This window comes from Pseudoroseomonas sp. WGS1072 (assembly GCF_049340465.1).
Lineage (GTDB): Bacteria > Pseudomonadota > Alphaproteobacteria > Acetobacterales > Acetobacteraceae > Pseudoroseomonas.
On record NZ_JBMPSU010000001.1, the window covers coordinates 3,509,613 to 3,525,303 of the forward strand.

Genomic DNA, 15,691 nt, shown 5'->3' on the forward strand with positions numbered 1-15,691 from the left:
GTCGCCGCCTCATGCCCAAACGGACCCCTGCCGCATCATGACCCCGCCGCGCGACCCGCTTGAAGTCCTGCATCAGGTCTTCGGCCATGGCGGCTTCCGGGGCATGCAGGAAGAGGTGGTGCGCCACGCCGTCGCCGGCGGATCCGGCCTGGTGCTGATGCCGACCGGCGGCGGCAAGAGCCTCTGCTTCCAGGTTCCCGCCCTGTGCCGCCCGGGCCTCGGCGTCGTGGTTTCGCCGCTCATCGCGCTGATGGAGGACCAGGTCGCGGCGCTGCGCCAGCAGGACATCGCCGCCGCCGCGCTGCATTCCGAGCTCGATCCCGATGAGGCGCGCGGCGTCTGGCGGGAGCTCAACCGTGGCCAGCTGAAGCTGCTCTACGTCTCGCCCGAGCGGCTGACCAACGAGGCCACGCTGGCGCGGCTGGACGAGATGCGGATCGCGCTCTTCGCCATCGACGAGGCCCATTGCGTCAGCCAATGGGGGCACCACTTCCGCCCCGAGTATCGCGCCCTGCCGGTGCTCGCCGAACGCTTCCCCGAAGTGCCGCGGCTCGCCCTGACCGCCACCGCCGACCCGCGGACGGTGCTGGACATCCAGCGCCAGCTCCGGCTCGAGCAAAGCCCCCTCTTCCGTGCCAGCTTCGACCGGCCCAACATCCACATCGCCGCCCAGCCCCGCGAGCAGGAGCGCACGCAGCTCCGTCGCTTCATCGCCACCGCCGGCGACGGCAGCGGCGCCGGGCTGATCTATTGCGGCACGCGGCGGAAGGCCGAGCAGACGGCGGACTGGCTGCGGCAGGACGGGCACGACGCCCTGGTGTTCCATGCCGGGCTCGAGCCGCGGGAGAAACGCGAGGCCCACCGCCGCTTCGCCCGGGGCGATGCGGTCATCATGGCGGCGACCATTGCCTTCGGCATGGGCATCGACCGGCCCGATGTACGCTACGTCGCCCATACCGACCTGCCGCGCAGCCCCGAGAGCTGGTACCAGGAGATCGGCCGCGCCGGACGCGACGGGCTGCCGGCCCGGGCCCTCCTCCTCTACGGCGCGGGCGACATCGCGCTGGCCCGTCACCGCATCGGCGAAAGCGGCGCCGCCGACGAGCAGAAACGGGTGGAGCGGCAGCGCCTCGACGCCATGGTGGGCATCGCCGAGGCCGCCACCTGCCGCCGGCAGATCCTGTTGCGCTGCTTCGGGGAGGCCGCGCCGGAAGCCTGCGGCCAGTGCGACATCTGCCAGGCCCCGCCACGGCTGTTCGACGGCACGGTGGCGGCGCAGAAGCTGCTCTCCGCCGTGCTGCGCACCGGCCGCCGCTTCGGCCTCGGCCATGTGGTCGATGTGCTGCAGGGCCGCAGCACCGCCAAGGTCACCCAGTTCGGGCACGACCAGCTGCCCACCTTCGGCGTCGGGCGGGACCTGCCGGAAGCCACCTGGCGGGGCGTCGCGCGGCAACTCGTCGCGCAGGGCGTGCTCGATGTCGCGGTGGAGAATCACGGCGAGCTGGTGCCGACCGAGGCCGCCCGCCCCGTCCTGAAGGGCGAGGCCTCGATCATGCTCCGGGAGGAGCTGGTCCTGCCGCCGGCCGGCCGGCTGGCCACCAAGAGCCAGGCGGGCCCGGCCATGACGGCCGATCCCTGCTTCAGCGCGCTGCGCGACTGGCGCCGCCGGACCGCGACCGCCCAGGGCGTGCCGGCCTATGTCATCTTCCAGGACCGCACGCTGGCGGAGATCTCGGCGCTTCGCCCGGCCGATCTGGCCGCGCTCGGGACCATTCCCGGCGTCGGCGCCACCAAGCTGGAGCGCTACGGCAAGGCCGTTCTGGCGGTGTTGCGAGACTGCGAATGACTTGCAGATCGGTTTGCGAGCGTCTATCAATTGCAAATCGACAGCCGTGGTGCCTGCCTCATGTATGTCTGCATCTGCAATGGCCTCACCGACGCGCGGATCCGCTCCGCCATCGCCGAGGGCGCGCGCCGTCCGAAAGAGGTCTATGCCGCCTGCAATTGCAACGCGCAGTGCGGCTGCTGCACAGGCACCATGCTCTCCATCCTCCGCGATCAGCCCGCGGAACAATCCGCGCTGGGTGGCAACTGAGATCGTCTCTCAGTCTCATTCACAAGCAAAAACAACAACTTGACTGAGTTCAGCGGATCGCTAAACCTCCGCGCCTGAAAGTTCCAGGCACGGAGTTCCGTCATGCTGCGCGATCCGAAGGTCATCGAGTATCTGAATACTCAGCTCACCAACGAGCTGACGGCCATCAACCAGTATTTCCTGCATGCCCGCATGCTGGATAACTGGGGTGTGACCAAGCTCGGCAAGCACGAATATGCCGAGTCCATCGAGGAGATGAAGCATGCGGATGACCTCATCAACCGCATTCTCTTTCTCGGCGGGCTGCCGAATGTGCAGCGCCTGAACCAGATCCTCATCGGCGAGAATGTCGAGGAGGTGCTGCGCTGCGACCAGAAGATCGAGGAGAAGGCGATCAACGACCTGCGCGATGGCATCGCCCATTGCGAGAGCGTGCGCGACTACGTCTCGCGCGATCTGCTGCTGCGCATCCTGGCGGATGAGGAGAAGCACGCCGACTTCCTGGAGACGCAGTTCGACCTGATCAAGCAGATCGGCCTGCCCAAGTACATCACGCTCAACAGCGACGCGGCGCCCGACCAGCACAAGGACTGACCCGGCACAGGACGGACCAGGCCGCGCCGCCCTCCGTCAGGCGGCGTAGACCAGATTGACGTCCTGGCCGAAGCGCTCGAAGGCCGCGCCGTAGACATGAATGGAGAGGGCCTCCTCTCCATCCAGATTGGCCAGCCGGTGCGCCGCGGCCGGGTCCGCCGCGCCATGAACGATGGCGCCCGGGCGGTGCAGCAGGCTCGCCGTCTGCGCCGGGTGCCCCTCCTCCACGCCGCGATAATATCCCTCCGTCAGCACGCCCCGGTGCACGCCGAAGCTGCACCATGTGCGGTGCGCATGGATCGGGCTCATCTGCCCCGGCCGCCAGCTCAGCGCGACGACGGCGTATCGCCCGTCCGGGTCGGCCTGCAGCAGATGTCGCGTATAGCCTTCCGGGCGCGAGGCGCAGTCCAGCCCGGCCAGCAGCAGCGGATCGTTCAGGAAGGGCCGCAGGGCCTCCGCGACACGGCGCGGGCGCCCGTCGGGATCGCCCGCGACGGCGGTGGCGATGTCGCGCAGCATGGCGCGCAGCGCGGATCCCTTGGAGATGTAGGACATGTCCGGCTCCCTCTCAGATGAACAGGGCGGAATCGGGTTCGATCAGCGCATCCAGCACCATCCGGCGTGAGGCCTCGACCTGCCCGCGCATGATGCGCGCCGCCTCCTCCGCATGACCCAGGGCGAGCGCCTCGATCAGCTGGTGGTGCTCATGCGCCATCTCCCCGGTGCGGTCGCGCCGCCGCAGGCCGAGGGCCAGCATCCGCGTGCTCTCGTCCAGCAGCCGGTCGACCTGCCGCGCCAGGCGCCCGTTGCCGGAGAGCTCGGCAATGGTGACGTGGAAGGCCTTGTTGGCGTCGAGGAAGGCATGCGTGCTGTCCTCATCCTCCGGCTGGTAGCCACAGGCGCAGACCGCATCGAGGCGACGCAGCAGCGCTGCGTCCACCCGCCCCGCCGCCCGCCGCGCCGCCTCCGGCTCCAGCAGCAGCCGCAGGCCGAAGACCTCGTGGATATCGCGGATGGTCACCAGCGAGACGATCCAGCCACGCCGCGGCACCGCCTGCACCAGCCCCTCCTCGGCCAGCCGCGCCAGGGCGGCGCGCACGGGCGCCTTGCCCAGTCCCAGCATCTGCGCCGCGCTCGCCTCGCTGAGGCTGGCGCCCGGCAGCAGGCGTGTGGTCAGGATCTCGCGGCGCAAGGCCGCCACCGCCTGCCCGGTCAGGGAGGCGGGCGGCTCAAGGGGCGGCAGAACACTCATCGCGGATCAATCCAAATGTCACTGACATGTCAGTGACATTCGCACAAGGCGGCCGAGGGCCGCAAGGGTCGGGTGGACCTCTTAGCGCGCCCGCGCGATGCAGAATTCGACGATGCCCGCCAGTGCGCGCCGTTCCGCCCCCTCCGCGAAGGGCTCCAGGCCGGCGAGCGCCAGATCGCCATAATGGCGCGCCCGCGCGATGGTGTCCTCGATGGCGCGATGGCGTTGCATCAGGCCCAGGGCGTGGCGGAGATCGTCCTCGCCCTGCTCCCGCTGCTCCAGTACGCGGCGCCAGAAATCCTGCTCCGCGGCATCGCCCCGCGCGAAGGCGAGCAGCACGGGCAGGGTGATCTTGCCCTCGCGGAAGTCGTCGCCGACGGTCTTGCCCAGCCGCTCCTGCTGCGCCGAATAGTCCAGCGCGTCATCCACCAGCTGGAAGGCGATACCGAGGTTGCGGCCATAGCTCTCCAGCGCCGTCACCTCGTGGCGCGGCCGGTCGGCCACCACGGCGCCCACCTTGGTCGCGGCGGCGAAGAGCGCGGCGGTCTTGCCCTCGATCACCTCGAGATACTGCGCCTCGGTCGAGGCCGTGTCGTTCTGGATGACGAGCTGCAACACCTCGCCCTCGGCGATGGTGGCGGCCGCGCTGCACAGGATGTCGAGGATCTCGAGCGAGCCGTCGGCCACCATCAGCTGGAAGGCACGGGCGAAGAGGAAGTCCCCCACCAGCACGCTGGCCTTGTTGCCGAAGATGGCATTGGCGCTGGCCTGGCCGCGGCGCAGCTCGCTCTCGTCCACCACGTCGTCATGCAGCAGCGTGGCGGTGTGGATGAACTCGACGCAGGCGGCGAGGCCGATATGCCGCTCGCCCCGGTAGCCGCAAAGCCGCGCGGCGGCCAGGGTCAGCAGCGGACGCAGCCGCTTGCCCCCCGCGGCGATGAGATGCGCCGCCAGCTGCGGAATCAGATGCACCGGGCTCTGCATGCGCTCGACGATCAGCCGGTTGCACGCCTGCAGATCCTCGCCCACAAGCCCGACCAGCGCGGTCAGCGCATCCTCGCCATCCCGGGTCGCGGGCGTGACGGATGCCTCGGTACGGCTGCGCATCGGTGCGTCCGGAAAGTTCACGCGACCATTGACCTCTTCGCTGGGACGCGCACCATAGCTACGGGGATGGGGCCCAGCAAGGCACCGCCCCCCGCCGGCCCGTCGCCGGCCGGAAGCCCACGCCGCGGGAGCGGGATGCAACAGGGAGACCGTCGCCGTGCAGGTCCTGGCGGAGAGCCCCGATCCCGTTCGCCTGTCCTTCCTGGCGGCCCTGCTGCGCGATGCCGGCATCGAGGTTTTGGTGCTGGATGGCCATGTCAGCGCGCTGCATGGCGGCATCGGCGCCTTTCCCCGCCGCCTGGTTGTCGCTGACGACGCCTATGGCCGGGCCCGGCGGGTCCTGCGCGAGGCGGGCGAAGAGGTCGCGGACTGAGGCTCATGGATGCCGCCGACCTGACGCTGGATGGCCTGCTCGACGGCCGGGTCCGGCTGCGCCAGCCGCGCGGCGGGCTGCGCGCCGGGCTGGACGCGGTGTTGCTGGCCGCCGCCATCCCCGCGCGACCCGGGGACATCGTGCTCGAGGGCGGTTGCGGCAGCGGCGCCGTTGCCCTCTGCCTGATGGCGCGCGTACCGGACATCACGGTCTACGCCATCGAGCGGGATCCGGACCTGGCCGGGCTGGCGCGGGACAATGCCGCCCTGAATGGCGTCGCGGAGCGCCTGACGGTGCTGACCGGCGATATCGCCGACCGCGCGCTGACGCGGGCCCTGCCGCCCGTGCATCACGCCATGGCCAACCCGCCCTACTGGCCCGCCGGCACGATCCCGCCCGGAGCCTTGCGGGCGGGCGCGACGCATCAGGCCATGGGGCCGGACCTCGCCGCCTGGACCCAGGCGCTGGCACGGCCGCTCCGCCGCGACGGCAGCCTCACCCTGGTCCTGCCCGCCGAGCAGGCTCTCGCCGGGGCGGAGGCCCTGCGGGGCGCGCGGTGCGGGAGCCTGGCCTTGCTGCCGCTCTGGCCCCGCGACGGGCAGGCCGCGCGGCGTGCGCTGGTCCAGGGCCGACGGCTCGGCCGGGGACCGGACCGTATCCTGCCGGGGATCGCCTTGCATGAGGGTGACGGCTGGAGTCCCGCTGCCGAACGGTTGCTGAGAGATGCCTTACCCGTTACTTGGAGTTGATCGGAGAGCGTGGGGCTCCCGTCCTTTCTCGCGGTGAGGACTGTATGGATCATGCTTCCTCCGAGCTGACGCTCACCCCTGGCGGATCGGACGATCCAGACGCTCTGCTCGCGGTCGCCGACGCCCATCGCGCCCTCGGCGCCTGGGAGGAAGCCGCGGGGCTCTACGCCCGCGTGGTCACGCTGCGGCCGGATGCTTGGTCGCTGATCGTTCAGGAAGGGCATTGCCTGAAGGAGGCGGGGCGCGTCGCGGCGGCGCTGGAGCGCTACAAGGCGGCGCTGGAGCTGGCGCCCGAGGATGCGGATCTCCATCTGCAGCTCGGCCACGCGCTCAAGCTGCTCGGCCTCCGGCACGAGGCCGCCGAGGCCTATGCCCGCGCGCTTTCGCTGGACCCGGAGAATCCCGACGCCTGGCAGGAAGCCTCCGCCAGCGCCGAGTGGCTGACCGAGGAGCCGCCCGCCCCCGCCTTGCCGGAGCCCGACGGACAGGCCGAGACCCTGTCGGATCAGGTCCATCAGCTCGCCTTCGATGTCACGGACGTGCTCGACTACTTCAATGGCGCGCGGACGCCGACCGGCATCCAGCGCGTCCAGATGAGCATTCTCGGCCGTGCCCTTGGCGAGCCGCTCCCCGAGGGGGTGGAGATCGCCCTCGTCTCCTACGATCCGGCGCAGCATTGCTGGCACGCTGTCGAGCCCGCGCGATTCGCCACGCTCTGCGAACTGGCGGCCAGCGGATCCGACACCGAGGACCCGGACTGGACCCTGGCGCGGGACACGCTGCGCGAGGCCGTGGGACGCGCGCCCGCCCTCGCCTTCCCGGCGGGCACCCTGCTGGTCAATCTGGGCAATTCCTGGGGCTTTCCGGACTATTTCCGGGCGCTGCGCGAGATCCAGCGGCGCCATGGCGTGCGCTACGTCCCCTTCGTGCACGACTGCGTGCCCCTCGTCGTGCCGGAGCATTGCCTGCACACCATGGTGCAGGACTATGCCCGCTGGTTCAGCGCGCTGGGCCTGCACGCGCATGGCCTGCTCTGCAATTCGGAGAACACGCTGCGCGACGTGCGGCACCAGCTGCAGCGGCTGATGCCGGGGCTGGACCTGCCGGGCCAAGTCATCCGGCTGGATGGCGACCCGCGCGAGGCCATGCCGGCCCGTGGCGACACGGCGATGCCGGCGCTGCGTGTCCTGCGGCCCGGCGAGCCCTACGTTCTCTTCGTCGCCACCATCGAGAGCCGGAAGAACCACCTCCTGGTGTTCAACGCCTGGCTGGCCCTTCTGCGGCAGTACGGCCGCGCCCGCGTGCCGCGCCTGGTCTGCGTCGGCAAGGCGGGATGGCACGCGGAGGCGGCGCTCGCCCTGCTGCGCAACGCGCCGGAGCTTCAGCGACACGTCGTGATCCTGTCGCGCATCTCCGACCTGGAGCTGGACGCGCTCTACGAGCACTGCCTCTTCTCGGTCTACAACAGCCACTACGAGGGTTGGGGACTGCCCATCACCGAGGCGCTGGCGCATGGCAAGGCGGTGCTCACCGCGGGCCATTCCGCCCTGACCGAGGCCGGCGGCGAGGCCGCCCTCTACTTCACGCCGCAGAGCCTGCCGGACCTCCAGTCGAAGCTGGAGGCGCTGATCTTCGATCCCGAGTTCCGCGCCGCGCAGGAGGAGAAGGCGCGCGAGAGGGGACGCCCGCGCAGCTGGAGCGCCATCAAGGACCAGGTCCTCGACGCCACCCGCGGCCTGGCGCGCCAGCCCGGCCCGGAAGCCGGCCGGCGCGCCCCGATCGAGCTGGCGCGGCGCTATGCCGTCCGCCGCAGCATGCTGGACCGGCCGGACCTGCATCTGGCCAGCGCGGCGGCGACGCTCAGCGGGGCCGGCTGGCATGCGCTGTCGGAGGAGGGTGCCTGGGCCGGGAATGCGGCGGTGGGCCTGCGCCTTCCCCTGGCTCCGGCCGGCTCCGACGCGGCCCTGCGCCTCTATCTCGAGCTGAAGCCGGCCCCGGGATGCGGCCTGCCCGCCCTTCTCTGCGCCACCGGTGCCGTGACGCGGCGCTTCACCATCGAGCCCGGTCCCGGGGAGCAGGTCACGGTCATGCTGGACCTGCCGGAGACCCGCGATGGCGGCCTGCTGGAGGTGGAGTTCGAAACGGAGGCCGCGGCCGAGGACGGCCGCAGCTTCTGCCTGCTCGGCTTCATGATCTGCCGCGCCGACGACCTGGTCGCGCGCCTGGCCTATCTGGAGAGCCAGAGCCACACCCCGGCCCAGCCGGAGGCCTGAGAGGGGAAGGCGCGGGAGACCGCGCCGTCAGGGGCGTCCGTGCCGCGCCAGGACCTCGCGCAGCGCGGTGAGGTCGATGGCCTCACCGCGCCGGCGGCGTCCGCTCAGCGGGTCGCGGCTCTCCACGGTCGTCGCCATCAGCAGGGAATTCAGCACCGCCTCCTCCACCGCCTCGGCCGCGCCCACGAAGAGGGGCGACATGCGCGCATTGGGCCAGTCCGGCACCCGCTCCTGACCGCGCCGCACCTCCGGATGGGTCGAGAAGGCGATGGCATAGTCGCCCGAGCCGTCGGAGAAGGCCGCGCCGGTGCGCGCCAGCCCGGCCATGGCGCGCAGCGCCAGGCGGGAGAGATTGCGGTCCGAGAGCGGCGCATCGGTCGCCAGCACCACCATGACCGAGCCATCGGCGTCACCACGATCGGCATGGTCGCGCAGATAGAAGCGGCCGAGTTCGCGCCCGACGGGCACGCCGTCCATCGTCAGGTTGCCGCCGTAGTTGCTCTGCACCAGCGCGCCCAGGGTGAAGCCGCCCAGCGCCCCGGGCAGCCGGCGCGAGGCGGTGCCGATGCCGCCCTTCCAGCCGAAGGCCAGGGTCCCCGTGCCCGCCCCCACGCTGCCTTCCGCGACCGGACCCTCGACGGCGCACTCCAGCGCGGCGAACACATCGGCAGCCGTGACGCCCCGGGCCCGGATATCGTTCAGCCGCCCGTCATTGGTCTCGCCCACCAGGGCGTTGACGGACAGGACGGCCTCGTTGCCCGGCTGACGCAGCGTCCAGTCCACCACGGCCTCCACGGCGCGCCCGACCGCGAGAGTATTGGTCAGCACGATCGGCGTCTCCAGCTCGCCAAGCTCGCGCAGCTGGGTCGCGCCCGCGAGCTTGCCGTAGCCATTCATCACCGACAGCCCGGCCGGAACGCGCTCCTGATAGAGATTGCCCCCGTGCGGCAGGATGGCGGTGACGCCGCTGCGGAGCCCGTCGCCCTCGATCCGCGTCACCTGTCCGACGCGCACACCGGTGCAGTCGGAGATGGCGTTGAGCGGCCCGGGCGGAAAGATGCCGGGCCGCAGGCCGAGATCGCGCGCCCGGCACCGCTCCGTCATCGCACCCTCAGCCGGCCAGGCTGGCGCGGATGGCCTGCAGCGCCGCATCCGCCTGGGCCACGTCGGGGCCGCCGGCCTGCGCCATGTCGGGGCGGCCGCCGCCGCCCTTGCCGCCGACCGCCGCGCTGCCGGCCCGCACCAGCGCCACGGCATCCGCGCGCCCCCGGGCCGCCTCGCCCACGCCCACCACGATGCTCGCCTTGCCCTCGGCCGTCGAGACCAGCGCCACGACATCGGCCGCGCCGGACTTCAGGATGGCATCGGCCAGGCCCTTCAGGTCGCGCGGCGGCACGTCGCCGAGGTTGCGGGCGGCGAGCCTGAGCCCGCCCACCTCCTCCGCCGCGGCGGCGCCGCCACCGGTGGCCAGCTGCTTGCGAAGCTCGGCGACATCACGCTCCAGCCGCCGCCGCTCCTCGGTGAGCGCCACGATCCGCGCCGGCAGCTCGGCCGGTGACACCTTCAGCGTCGCGGCCGCCTCGCGCAGGGTCTTCTCGGCCTGCTCCACGAGTGCCAGGGCGGTGGCGCCCGTCACCGCCTCGATGCGGCGGACGCCGGCGGAAACCCCGCCCTCGGAGACGATCTTGAACAGGCCGATATCACCGGTCCGCCGGACATGCGTGCCGCCGCAGAGCTCCAGCGAATAGACGCCGTGCCGGGCCGTGGCCTCCGGATCGTAACCCATGCCGACCACCCGCACCTCGTCGCCATACTTCTCGCCGAACAGGGCCATGGCGCCGGCCGCCACCGCCGCCTCGGGCGTCATCAGCCGTGTCACCACCTCGGCGTTCTCGCGGATGCGGCCATTCACCTCGGCCTCGACCCAGGCCAGGTCCTCCGGCCCGATCGGCGTCGGCTGGGACACGTCGAAGCGCAGGCGGTCCGGCGCGTTCAGGCTGCCCTTCTGCGCGACATGGTCGCCCAGGCGGCGGCGCAGCGCCTCATGCAGCAGGTGGGTGGCGGAATGGTGGGCGCGAATGGCGCCGCGGCGCCCGTGCTCGACCTCGGCCACCACCGCCCGGCCCGGCTCCGCCTCTCCCGCCTCGACCGTGCCGAGATGCACGAAGAGGCCGAGCTTCTTCTGCGTGTCGCGCACGGCGATGCGCAGGCCATCCGTGCCGGTGATGACGCCGCTGTCGCCCACCTGGCCGCCGCTCTCGGCATAGAAGGGCGTCTGGTTCAGCACCACCGCGACCTCGCTGCCCGGACCCGCGCGCCCGACGAGCCGGCCCTCGGACACCACCGCCAGGATCTCGCCCTCGGCCTTCTCGGTGGAATAGCCCAGGAACTCGGTGGCGCCGCCGAGCTGCTCCTTGAGGTCGAACCAGAGCGTCTCGGTGGCGGCCTCGCCGGAGCCGGCCCAGGCGGCGCGGGCGCGCTGCCTCTGCTCGGCCATCGCGGCCTCGAAGCCGGCCACGTCCACCGCCTTGCCCTCGCCGCGCAGCGCGTCCTGCGTCAGGTCGAGCGGGAAGCCGAAGGTGTCGTAGAGGCGGAAGGCGACATCGCCCGGCAGCGTGCCCTTCTCCCCCAGTCGTGCGCTTTCCTCCGCCAGCAGGCCGAGGCCGCGCTCCAGCAGGCTGCGGAAGCGCGTCTCCTCCAGCTTCAGCGTCTCGCCGATCAGCGCCTCCGCGCGGACCAGCTCGGGATAGGCGGCGCCCATCTGCCGCACCAGCACCGGCAGCAGGCGGTGCAGCAGCGGCTCCTTCGCGCCCATCAGATGGGCGTGGCGCATGGCGCGGCGCAGGATGCGGCGCAGCACGTAGCCGCGCCCCTCGTTCGACGGCATGACGCCATCGGCGATCAGGAAGGCGCCCGAGCGCAGATGATCGGCGACGACGCGGTGGCTGACCTTGAACGGCCCGTCCGCCGCCTGCCCGGTCAGCTCGGCGCTCGCCAGGATCAGGGCGCGGAAGGTGTCGGTGTCGTAGTTGTCGTGCTTGCCCTGCAGGATGGCGGCGAAGCGCTCCAGCCCCATGCCGGTGTCGATCGAGGGGCGCGGCAGCGGGTTTCGCGTCCCCGCCGGCTCCTCGAGATACTGCATGAAGACCAGGTTCCAGATCTCGATGAACCGGTCGCCGTCCTCGTCCGGGCTGCCGGGCGGCCCGCCGGGGATGGAGGGGCCGTGGTCGTAGAAGATCTCGGAGCAGGGGCCGCAGGGGCCGGTATCGCCCATGCGCCAGAAGTTGTCGCTGGTCGGGATGCGGATGATCCGCTCGTCGCCGAGCCCGGCGATCCTGCGCCACAGCGCCGCCGCATCCTCGTCCTCGGAGAAGACCGTGACCAGGAGCTTCTCCTTCGGCAGCGCGAAGTCGCGCGTCAGCAGGGTCCAGGCATGCTCGATGGCCTGTTCCTTGAAGTAGTCGCCGAAGGAGAAGTTCCCGAGCATCTCGAAGAAGGTGTGATGGCGGGCGGTGTAGCCGACATTGTCCAGGTCGTTGTGCTTGCCGCCGGCGCGCACGCATTTCTGCGCCGTGGTGGCGCGGCTGTAGGGGCGGCGCTCCTGTCCGGTGAAGACGTTCTTGAACTGCACCATGCCGCTGTTGGTGAACATCAGCGTCGGGTCGTTGCGCGGCACCAGGGGCGAGGAATCCACCACCGTGTGGCCATTGCGGGCGAAATAGTCGAGGAAGGTGGCCCGGATGTCGTTGCTGCTGGTCATCGTCCGCTGTGTCGCCCGCTCTTGGCCCCGCCGGGGGAGGTTTGGTCGGAGGAAAAATGCCTGCTGACGTAGCGCGGCGGGCGGATGGTGGGAAGGCCCGCGCGCCGCGCCCTATATAATGCCGACGATGCCCACCTCCTCCGGTCCTTCCCCTGGTTCCCCGCCGAGCCTGTTCGACGACCAGGCTCCCCGCCCCCTGGTCGATCGTCCCCTGGCCGACCGCCTGCGCCCCGCCAGCCTGACGGAGGTGACCGGCCAGGACCACCTGCTCGGCCCCCAGGGACCGCTGGCCCGGATGGTGGCGGCGCGCGCCATCGCCTCGATGGTCCTCTGGGGCCCGCCTGGCACGGGCAAGACCACTATCGCGCGCCTGCTGGCCGGCGCGACCGATCTCCACTTCGAGGCGGTCTCCGCCATCCAGGGCGGCGTCGCCGACCTCCGCCGGGTCTTCGAGGCGGCGCGGGCCCGGCGCGCCGGCGGGCGCGGCACGCTGCTCTTCGTGGACGAGATCCACCGCTTCAACCGCGCCCAGCAGGACGCCTTCCTGCCCTATATCGAGGACGGCACCATCACCCTGGTCGGCGCGACGACGGAGAACCCCTCCTTCGAGCTGAACGGCGCCATCCTCTCCCGCGTCCGCGTCTTCATCCTCAACGCCCTGGGGGCGGAGGCACTGGGCCTGTTGCTGCAGCGGGCGGAGGCGCATCTCGGCCGCGCCCTGCCCCTCGTCCCCGAGGCGCGGCAGGCGCTGATCGACATGGCCGGCGGCGATGGCCGCTACATGCTGAACATGGCCGAGCAGATCTTCGTGCTGGCGGAGGGCGAGAACCTCACGGTGGAGGATATGGGCCAGCTTCTGCAGCGGCGCATGCCCAGCCACGACAAGGCCGGCGACGGGCATTACGACCTGCTCAGCGCCTTCCACAAGTCGCTGCGTGGCTCCGACCCCCATGCCGCGCTCTACTACGCCGCCCGCATGGTGCATGCCGGCGAGGCGCCCGAGGCGGTGTTCCGCCGCCTCGCCTGCGCCGCCTCGGAGGATATCGGCATGGCCGATCCCCAGGCCATGGTGCAGGTCCTCTCCGCCTGGCAGGCCTTCGAGCGCATCGGCTGGCCGGAGGGGCGGCTCTTCCTGGCCCAGGCGATCAACTATGTGGCGACCGCGCCGAAATCGAACGCCAGCTACCTGGGCTGGGAGTCCGCCATGGCGGCGGCGAAGCGCAGCGGCCACCTGGCGCCGCCGATGCGCATCCTGAACGCCCCGACCCGGCTGATGAAGGAGATGGGCCGCCACGCCGGCTACCGCTACGACCACGATTACCCCGACGCCTATGCCGGCCAGGACTTCCTGCCGGAGGCGCTTGGAGAGGCCGCCTTCTATGCGCCGAACGAACGCGGCTTCGAGCGCGACGTGAAGCGGCGGCTGGATTACTGGGCCGGCCTGAAGGCGCGCCGCCGCCCGCCCGACTGAGGTCCGGCGTGACGCTGTCCTCCGCGGCTGGCGCCGGCCGTGCCGGGCTGGCAGGATCGCGCGCGCAAGGCAGGAGGGCCCGCATGTCCGCCGCACCGGAAGACGCCACCTGGTACACCGGCCCGGCGGGCGGGGCGCTCGACCCTGGCTCCGGGCGGGAGAAGCCGCATCCGCCGTTGCCCGCGGGCTGACGCCGCGTGACGCCCTTCACCCCGTCGTTGCTGGCGCTGGTGGCCCTGGGGGGCGCGGCGGGCTCGCTGCTCCGCTACGCCGCCGGCATCTGGTTCGCCCGCTGGTTCGGGGTCTTCCTGCCCTGGGGCACGCTGGCGGTGAACGTCGCCGGCAGCGCCGTGATCGGCCTGCTCGGCGGGTTGATGCTGGCGGGCGTCCATCTCTCGCCCGAGAGCCGCGCCCTCGTCATCACCGGCCTGCTCGGCGGCTTCACCACCTTCTCCGCCTTCTCGCTGGATGTCGGCACGCTGGCGCTGCGCTCGCCCGCCCTCGGCGCCGGCTACCTGGCGCTGACGCTGGCGGGCGGCCTCGGGGCCTTCGCCATGACCTTCGGCCTGGGCCATGCACTTGGCCGTGCCCTGGCGGGCTGACGTTTTTCACCATGCCGCAGGCGAACGGCCCGCCATGGACCTCGCTCCTCCGACCGGTGCGGAGGGGGAGGCATCGTCGCGACCCGGGAAAGCGCGGCGGCTTTCATCCCCTGGGCCTCAATGGGTATATTTTCCTTTACTTCGCCGATGCTGCCGCCTTATCCTCACGGCCATCGCCAGGCAGTTCCACGCCTACCCACCGGCCGGGCCAGAGGAGGAGCACGCCCTCATGAACCTGCACGCGGAAGTGGCTGGGCCGGCCCAATGCCTCGACCACCGATGCGGGCAGGGTGAGCTGGTTCTTGCTGGTCAGTTTCGCCATCCGCATCGGACGCTCCCAAGGCTGGTAAGGAAGTAAGGGAATAAGGAATTTATTCCTTTTCGTCAAGCGGAATTGGCTCGACGCCGCCCTGGCCGGCGGCTACTTCCCGCCCATGACCATCCAGCACCGCACCGTGCACGCGGCGGACGCCGATTCCCGGCTGGACCGCTGGTTCCGCCGCCATTTCCCGCAGCTCACCCAGGGCGCGTTGCAGAAGCTGCTGCGCACCGGACAGATCCGTGTGGACGGCAAGCGCGCCGAGGCCAATACCCGTCTCGAGCGCGGACAGGAGATCCGCATCCCTCCCCTGCCCGAGGGTCCCGCGCCGGAGGCGGCGCCGCGCGAGCGGGGGGTCAGCGAGGCGGATGCGCGTCTGCTGGAGACGATGATCCTCTACCGCGACGACAGCGTCATCGCCCTGAACAAGCCGCACGGCCTGCCGGTGCAGGGCGGCCCGAACATCCGGCGGCACCTGGACGGAATGCTGGACGCGCTGCGCTTCGGCCATGAGGAGCGGCCGCGGCTGGTGCACCGGCTGGACCGCGACACCTCCGGCGTCATCCTGCTGGCGCGCGACCCTCGCGCGGCCGGCCGGCTCGCCGCCGCCTTCCGGGGGCGGGACGCGGAGAAGACCTACTGGGCGATCGTGGTCGGGCAGCCGCAATATCAGGCCGGGCGCATCGACATGCCGCTGGCCAAGCTCGGCGGCCCGCACGGCGAGCGCACCGCCCCGGCGGAGGGCCGGGAGGGCGCGCATGCCATCACCGAGTTCAGCACGGTGGACGTGGCGCGGCGGCATGCCACCTGGCTGGAGCTCCGGCCGCTGACCGGCCGCACCCACCAGCTCCGCGTGCACTGCGCCGCGGCGCTGGAATGCCCGATCCTGGGCGATGGCAAGTATGGCGGCCAGGCCGCGCATCTGGACAATCTCTCGCACAGCCTGCACCTGCACGCCCGCGCCATCCGCGTGCCGCATCCCGAGGGCGGCACGCTGGAGGTCACGGCGCCGCTGCCGCCGCACATGCTGGAGAGCTTCGAGACGCTGGGCTTCGAGAAGCCGCGCACGCCGTCGCCCCGGCGGCAGGGCTGAGCC

At 71.5% G+C, this 15,691-nt stretch carries 15 protein-coding genes; 9 read left to right on the forward strand and 6 right to left on the reverse strand.

Annotated features, from left to right (window positions below):
* Positions 1 to 37 precede the first annotated feature (37 nt).
* From recQ to bfr, 3 genes are all read left to right on the forward strand, one after another.
* Positions 38 to 1,846: a DNA helicase RecQ gene (gene recQ, locus ACF3NH_RS16470; RefSeq protein ID WP_422924228.1), complete on the forward strand. Its 1,809-nt coding sequence runs from the start codon at positions 38 to 40 to the stop codon at positions 1,844 to 1,846.
* A gap of 60 nt (positions 1,847 to 1,906) precedes the next feature.
* Positions 1,907 to 2,095: a (2Fe-2S)-binding protein gene (locus ACF3NH_RS16475; protein WP_198365014.1), complete on the forward strand. Its 189-nt coding sequence runs from the start codon at positions 1,907 to 1,909 to the stop codon at positions 2,093 to 2,095.
* A gap of 102 nt (positions 2,096 to 2,197) precedes the next feature.
* On the forward strand, positions 2,198 to 2,689 hold the full coding sequence (bfr, locus tag ACF3NH_RS16480; RefSeq protein WP_198364849.1) for a bacterioferritin: 492 nt from the start codon (positions 2,198 to 2,200) through the stop codon (positions 2,687 to 2,689).
* Between the two features lie 36 nt (positions 2,690 to 2,725).
* Here the strand turns inward: bfr and ACF3NH_RS16485 are convergent, their stop codons facing one another.
* The 3 genes from ACF3NH_RS16485 to ACF3NH_RS16495 all read right to left on the reverse strand — a co-directional run bounded on the left by ACF3NH_RS16485 (position 2,726) and on the right by ACF3NH_RS16495 (position 5,048).
* Positions 2,726 to 3,244 carry a cysteine dioxygenase family protein gene (locus ACF3NH_RS16485; protein WP_422924231.1) on the reverse strand — a complete coding sequence of 173 codons (519 nt, stop codon included), beginning with the start codon at positions 3,242 to 3,244 and terminating at the stop codon, positions 2,726 to 2,728.
* Positions 3,245 to 3,257: 13 nt separating this feature from the next.
* Positions 3,258 to 3,941: a GntR family transcriptional regulator gene (locus ACF3NH_RS16490; RefSeq protein ID WP_198364847.1), complete on the reverse strand. Its 684-nt coding sequence runs from the start codon at positions 3,939 to 3,941 to the stop codon at positions 3,258 to 3,260.
* 81 nt (positions 3,942 to 4,022) lie between these two features.
* The gene (locus tag ACF3NH_RS16495) at positions 4,023 to 5,048 is read right to left on the reverse strand and encodes a polyprenyl synthetase family protein (protein WP_198364846.1); all 1,026 of its coding nucleotides are present in this window, start codon (positions 5,046 to 5,048) and stop codon (positions 4,023 to 4,025) included.
* A gap of 157 nt (positions 5,049 to 5,205) precedes the next feature.
* Here ACF3NH_RS16495 and ACF3NH_RS16500 point away from each other — a divergent pair, with 157 nt between their 5' ends.
* Genes ACF3NH_RS16500 through ACF3NH_RS16510 form a run of 3 tightly spaced genes read left to right on the forward strand, consistent with a single transcriptional unit; the run spans position 5,206 to position 8,443 of the window.
* Positions 5,206 to 5,421 carry a putative signal transducing protein gene (locus tag ACF3NH_RS16500; RefSeq protein WP_198364845.1) on the forward strand — a complete coding sequence of 72 codons (216 nt, stop codon included), beginning with the start codon at positions 5,206 to 5,208 and terminating at the stop codon, positions 5,419 to 5,421.
* A 5-nt stretch (positions 5,422 to 5,426) separates the two neighbouring features.
* Positions 5,427 to 6,170, forward strand: coding sequence for a tRNA1(Val) (adenine(37)-N6)-methyltransferase (locus tag ACF3NH_RS16505; protein ID WP_422924234.1), 744 nt, complete (start codon positions 5,427 to 5,429; stop codon positions 6,168 to 6,170).
* 44 nt (positions 6,171 to 6,214) lie between these two features.
* A complete protein-coding gene (locus ACF3NH_RS16510) occupies positions 6,215 to 8,443 on the forward strand; it encodes a glycosyltransferase family 4 protein (protein ID WP_422924236.1) in 2,229 nt (742 codons plus the stop codon).
* A gap of 27 nt (positions 8,444 to 8,470) precedes the next feature.
* Here the strand turns inward: ACF3NH_RS16510 and ACF3NH_RS16515 are convergent, their stop codons facing one another.
* On the reverse strand, positions 8,471 to 9,547 hold the full coding sequence (locus ACF3NH_RS16515; protein ID WP_198364842.1) for a DmpA family aminopeptidase: 1,077 nt from the start codon (positions 9,545 to 9,547) through the stop codon (positions 8,471 to 8,473).
* Between the two features lie 7 nt (positions 9,548 to 9,554).
* The gene (alaS, locus tag ACF3NH_RS16520; protein WP_422924238.1) at positions 9,555 to 12,203 is read right to left on the reverse strand and encodes an alanine--tRNA ligase; all 2,649 of its coding nucleotides are present in this window, start codon (positions 12,201 to 12,203) and stop codon (positions 9,555 to 9,557) included.
* A 127-nt stretch (positions 12,204 to 12,330) separates the two neighbouring features.
* Between alaS and ACF3NH_RS16525 the strand changes: the two genes are divergently transcribed.
* On the forward strand, positions 12,331 to 13,674 hold the full coding sequence (locus ACF3NH_RS16525; protein WP_422924240.1) for a replication-associated recombination protein A: 1,344 nt from the start codon (positions 12,331 to 12,333) through the stop codon (positions 13,672 to 13,674).
* 197 nt (positions 13,675 to 13,871) lie between these two features.
* The gene (locus ACF3NH_RS16530) at positions 13,872 to 14,276 is read left to right on the forward strand and encodes a fluoride efflux transporter FluC (RefSeq protein WP_422924242.1); all 405 of its coding nucleotides are present in this window, start codon (positions 13,872 to 13,874) and stop codon (positions 14,274 to 14,276) included.
* 136 nt (positions 14,277 to 14,412) lie between these two features.
* Here the strand turns inward: ACF3NH_RS16530 and ACF3NH_RS16535 are convergent, their stop codons facing one another.
* Complete coding sequence (locus tag ACF3NH_RS16535) at positions 14,413 to 14,598, reverse strand: hypothetical protein (protein WP_422924244.1); 186 nt, start codon at positions 14,596 to 14,598, stop codon at positions 14,413 to 14,415.
* 112 nt (positions 14,599 to 14,710) lie between these two features.
* On the opposite strand from ACF3NH_RS16535, the gene ACF3NH_RS16540 reads away from it, so the two are divergent.
* The gene (locus ACF3NH_RS16540; RefSeq protein WP_422924246.1) at positions 14,711 to 15,688 is read left to right on the forward strand and encodes an RluA family pseudouridine synthase; all 978 of its coding nucleotides are present in this window, start codon (positions 14,711 to 14,713) and stop codon (positions 15,686 to 15,688) included.
* The last annotated feature ends 3 nt before the right edge of the window (positions 15,689 to 15,691 follow it).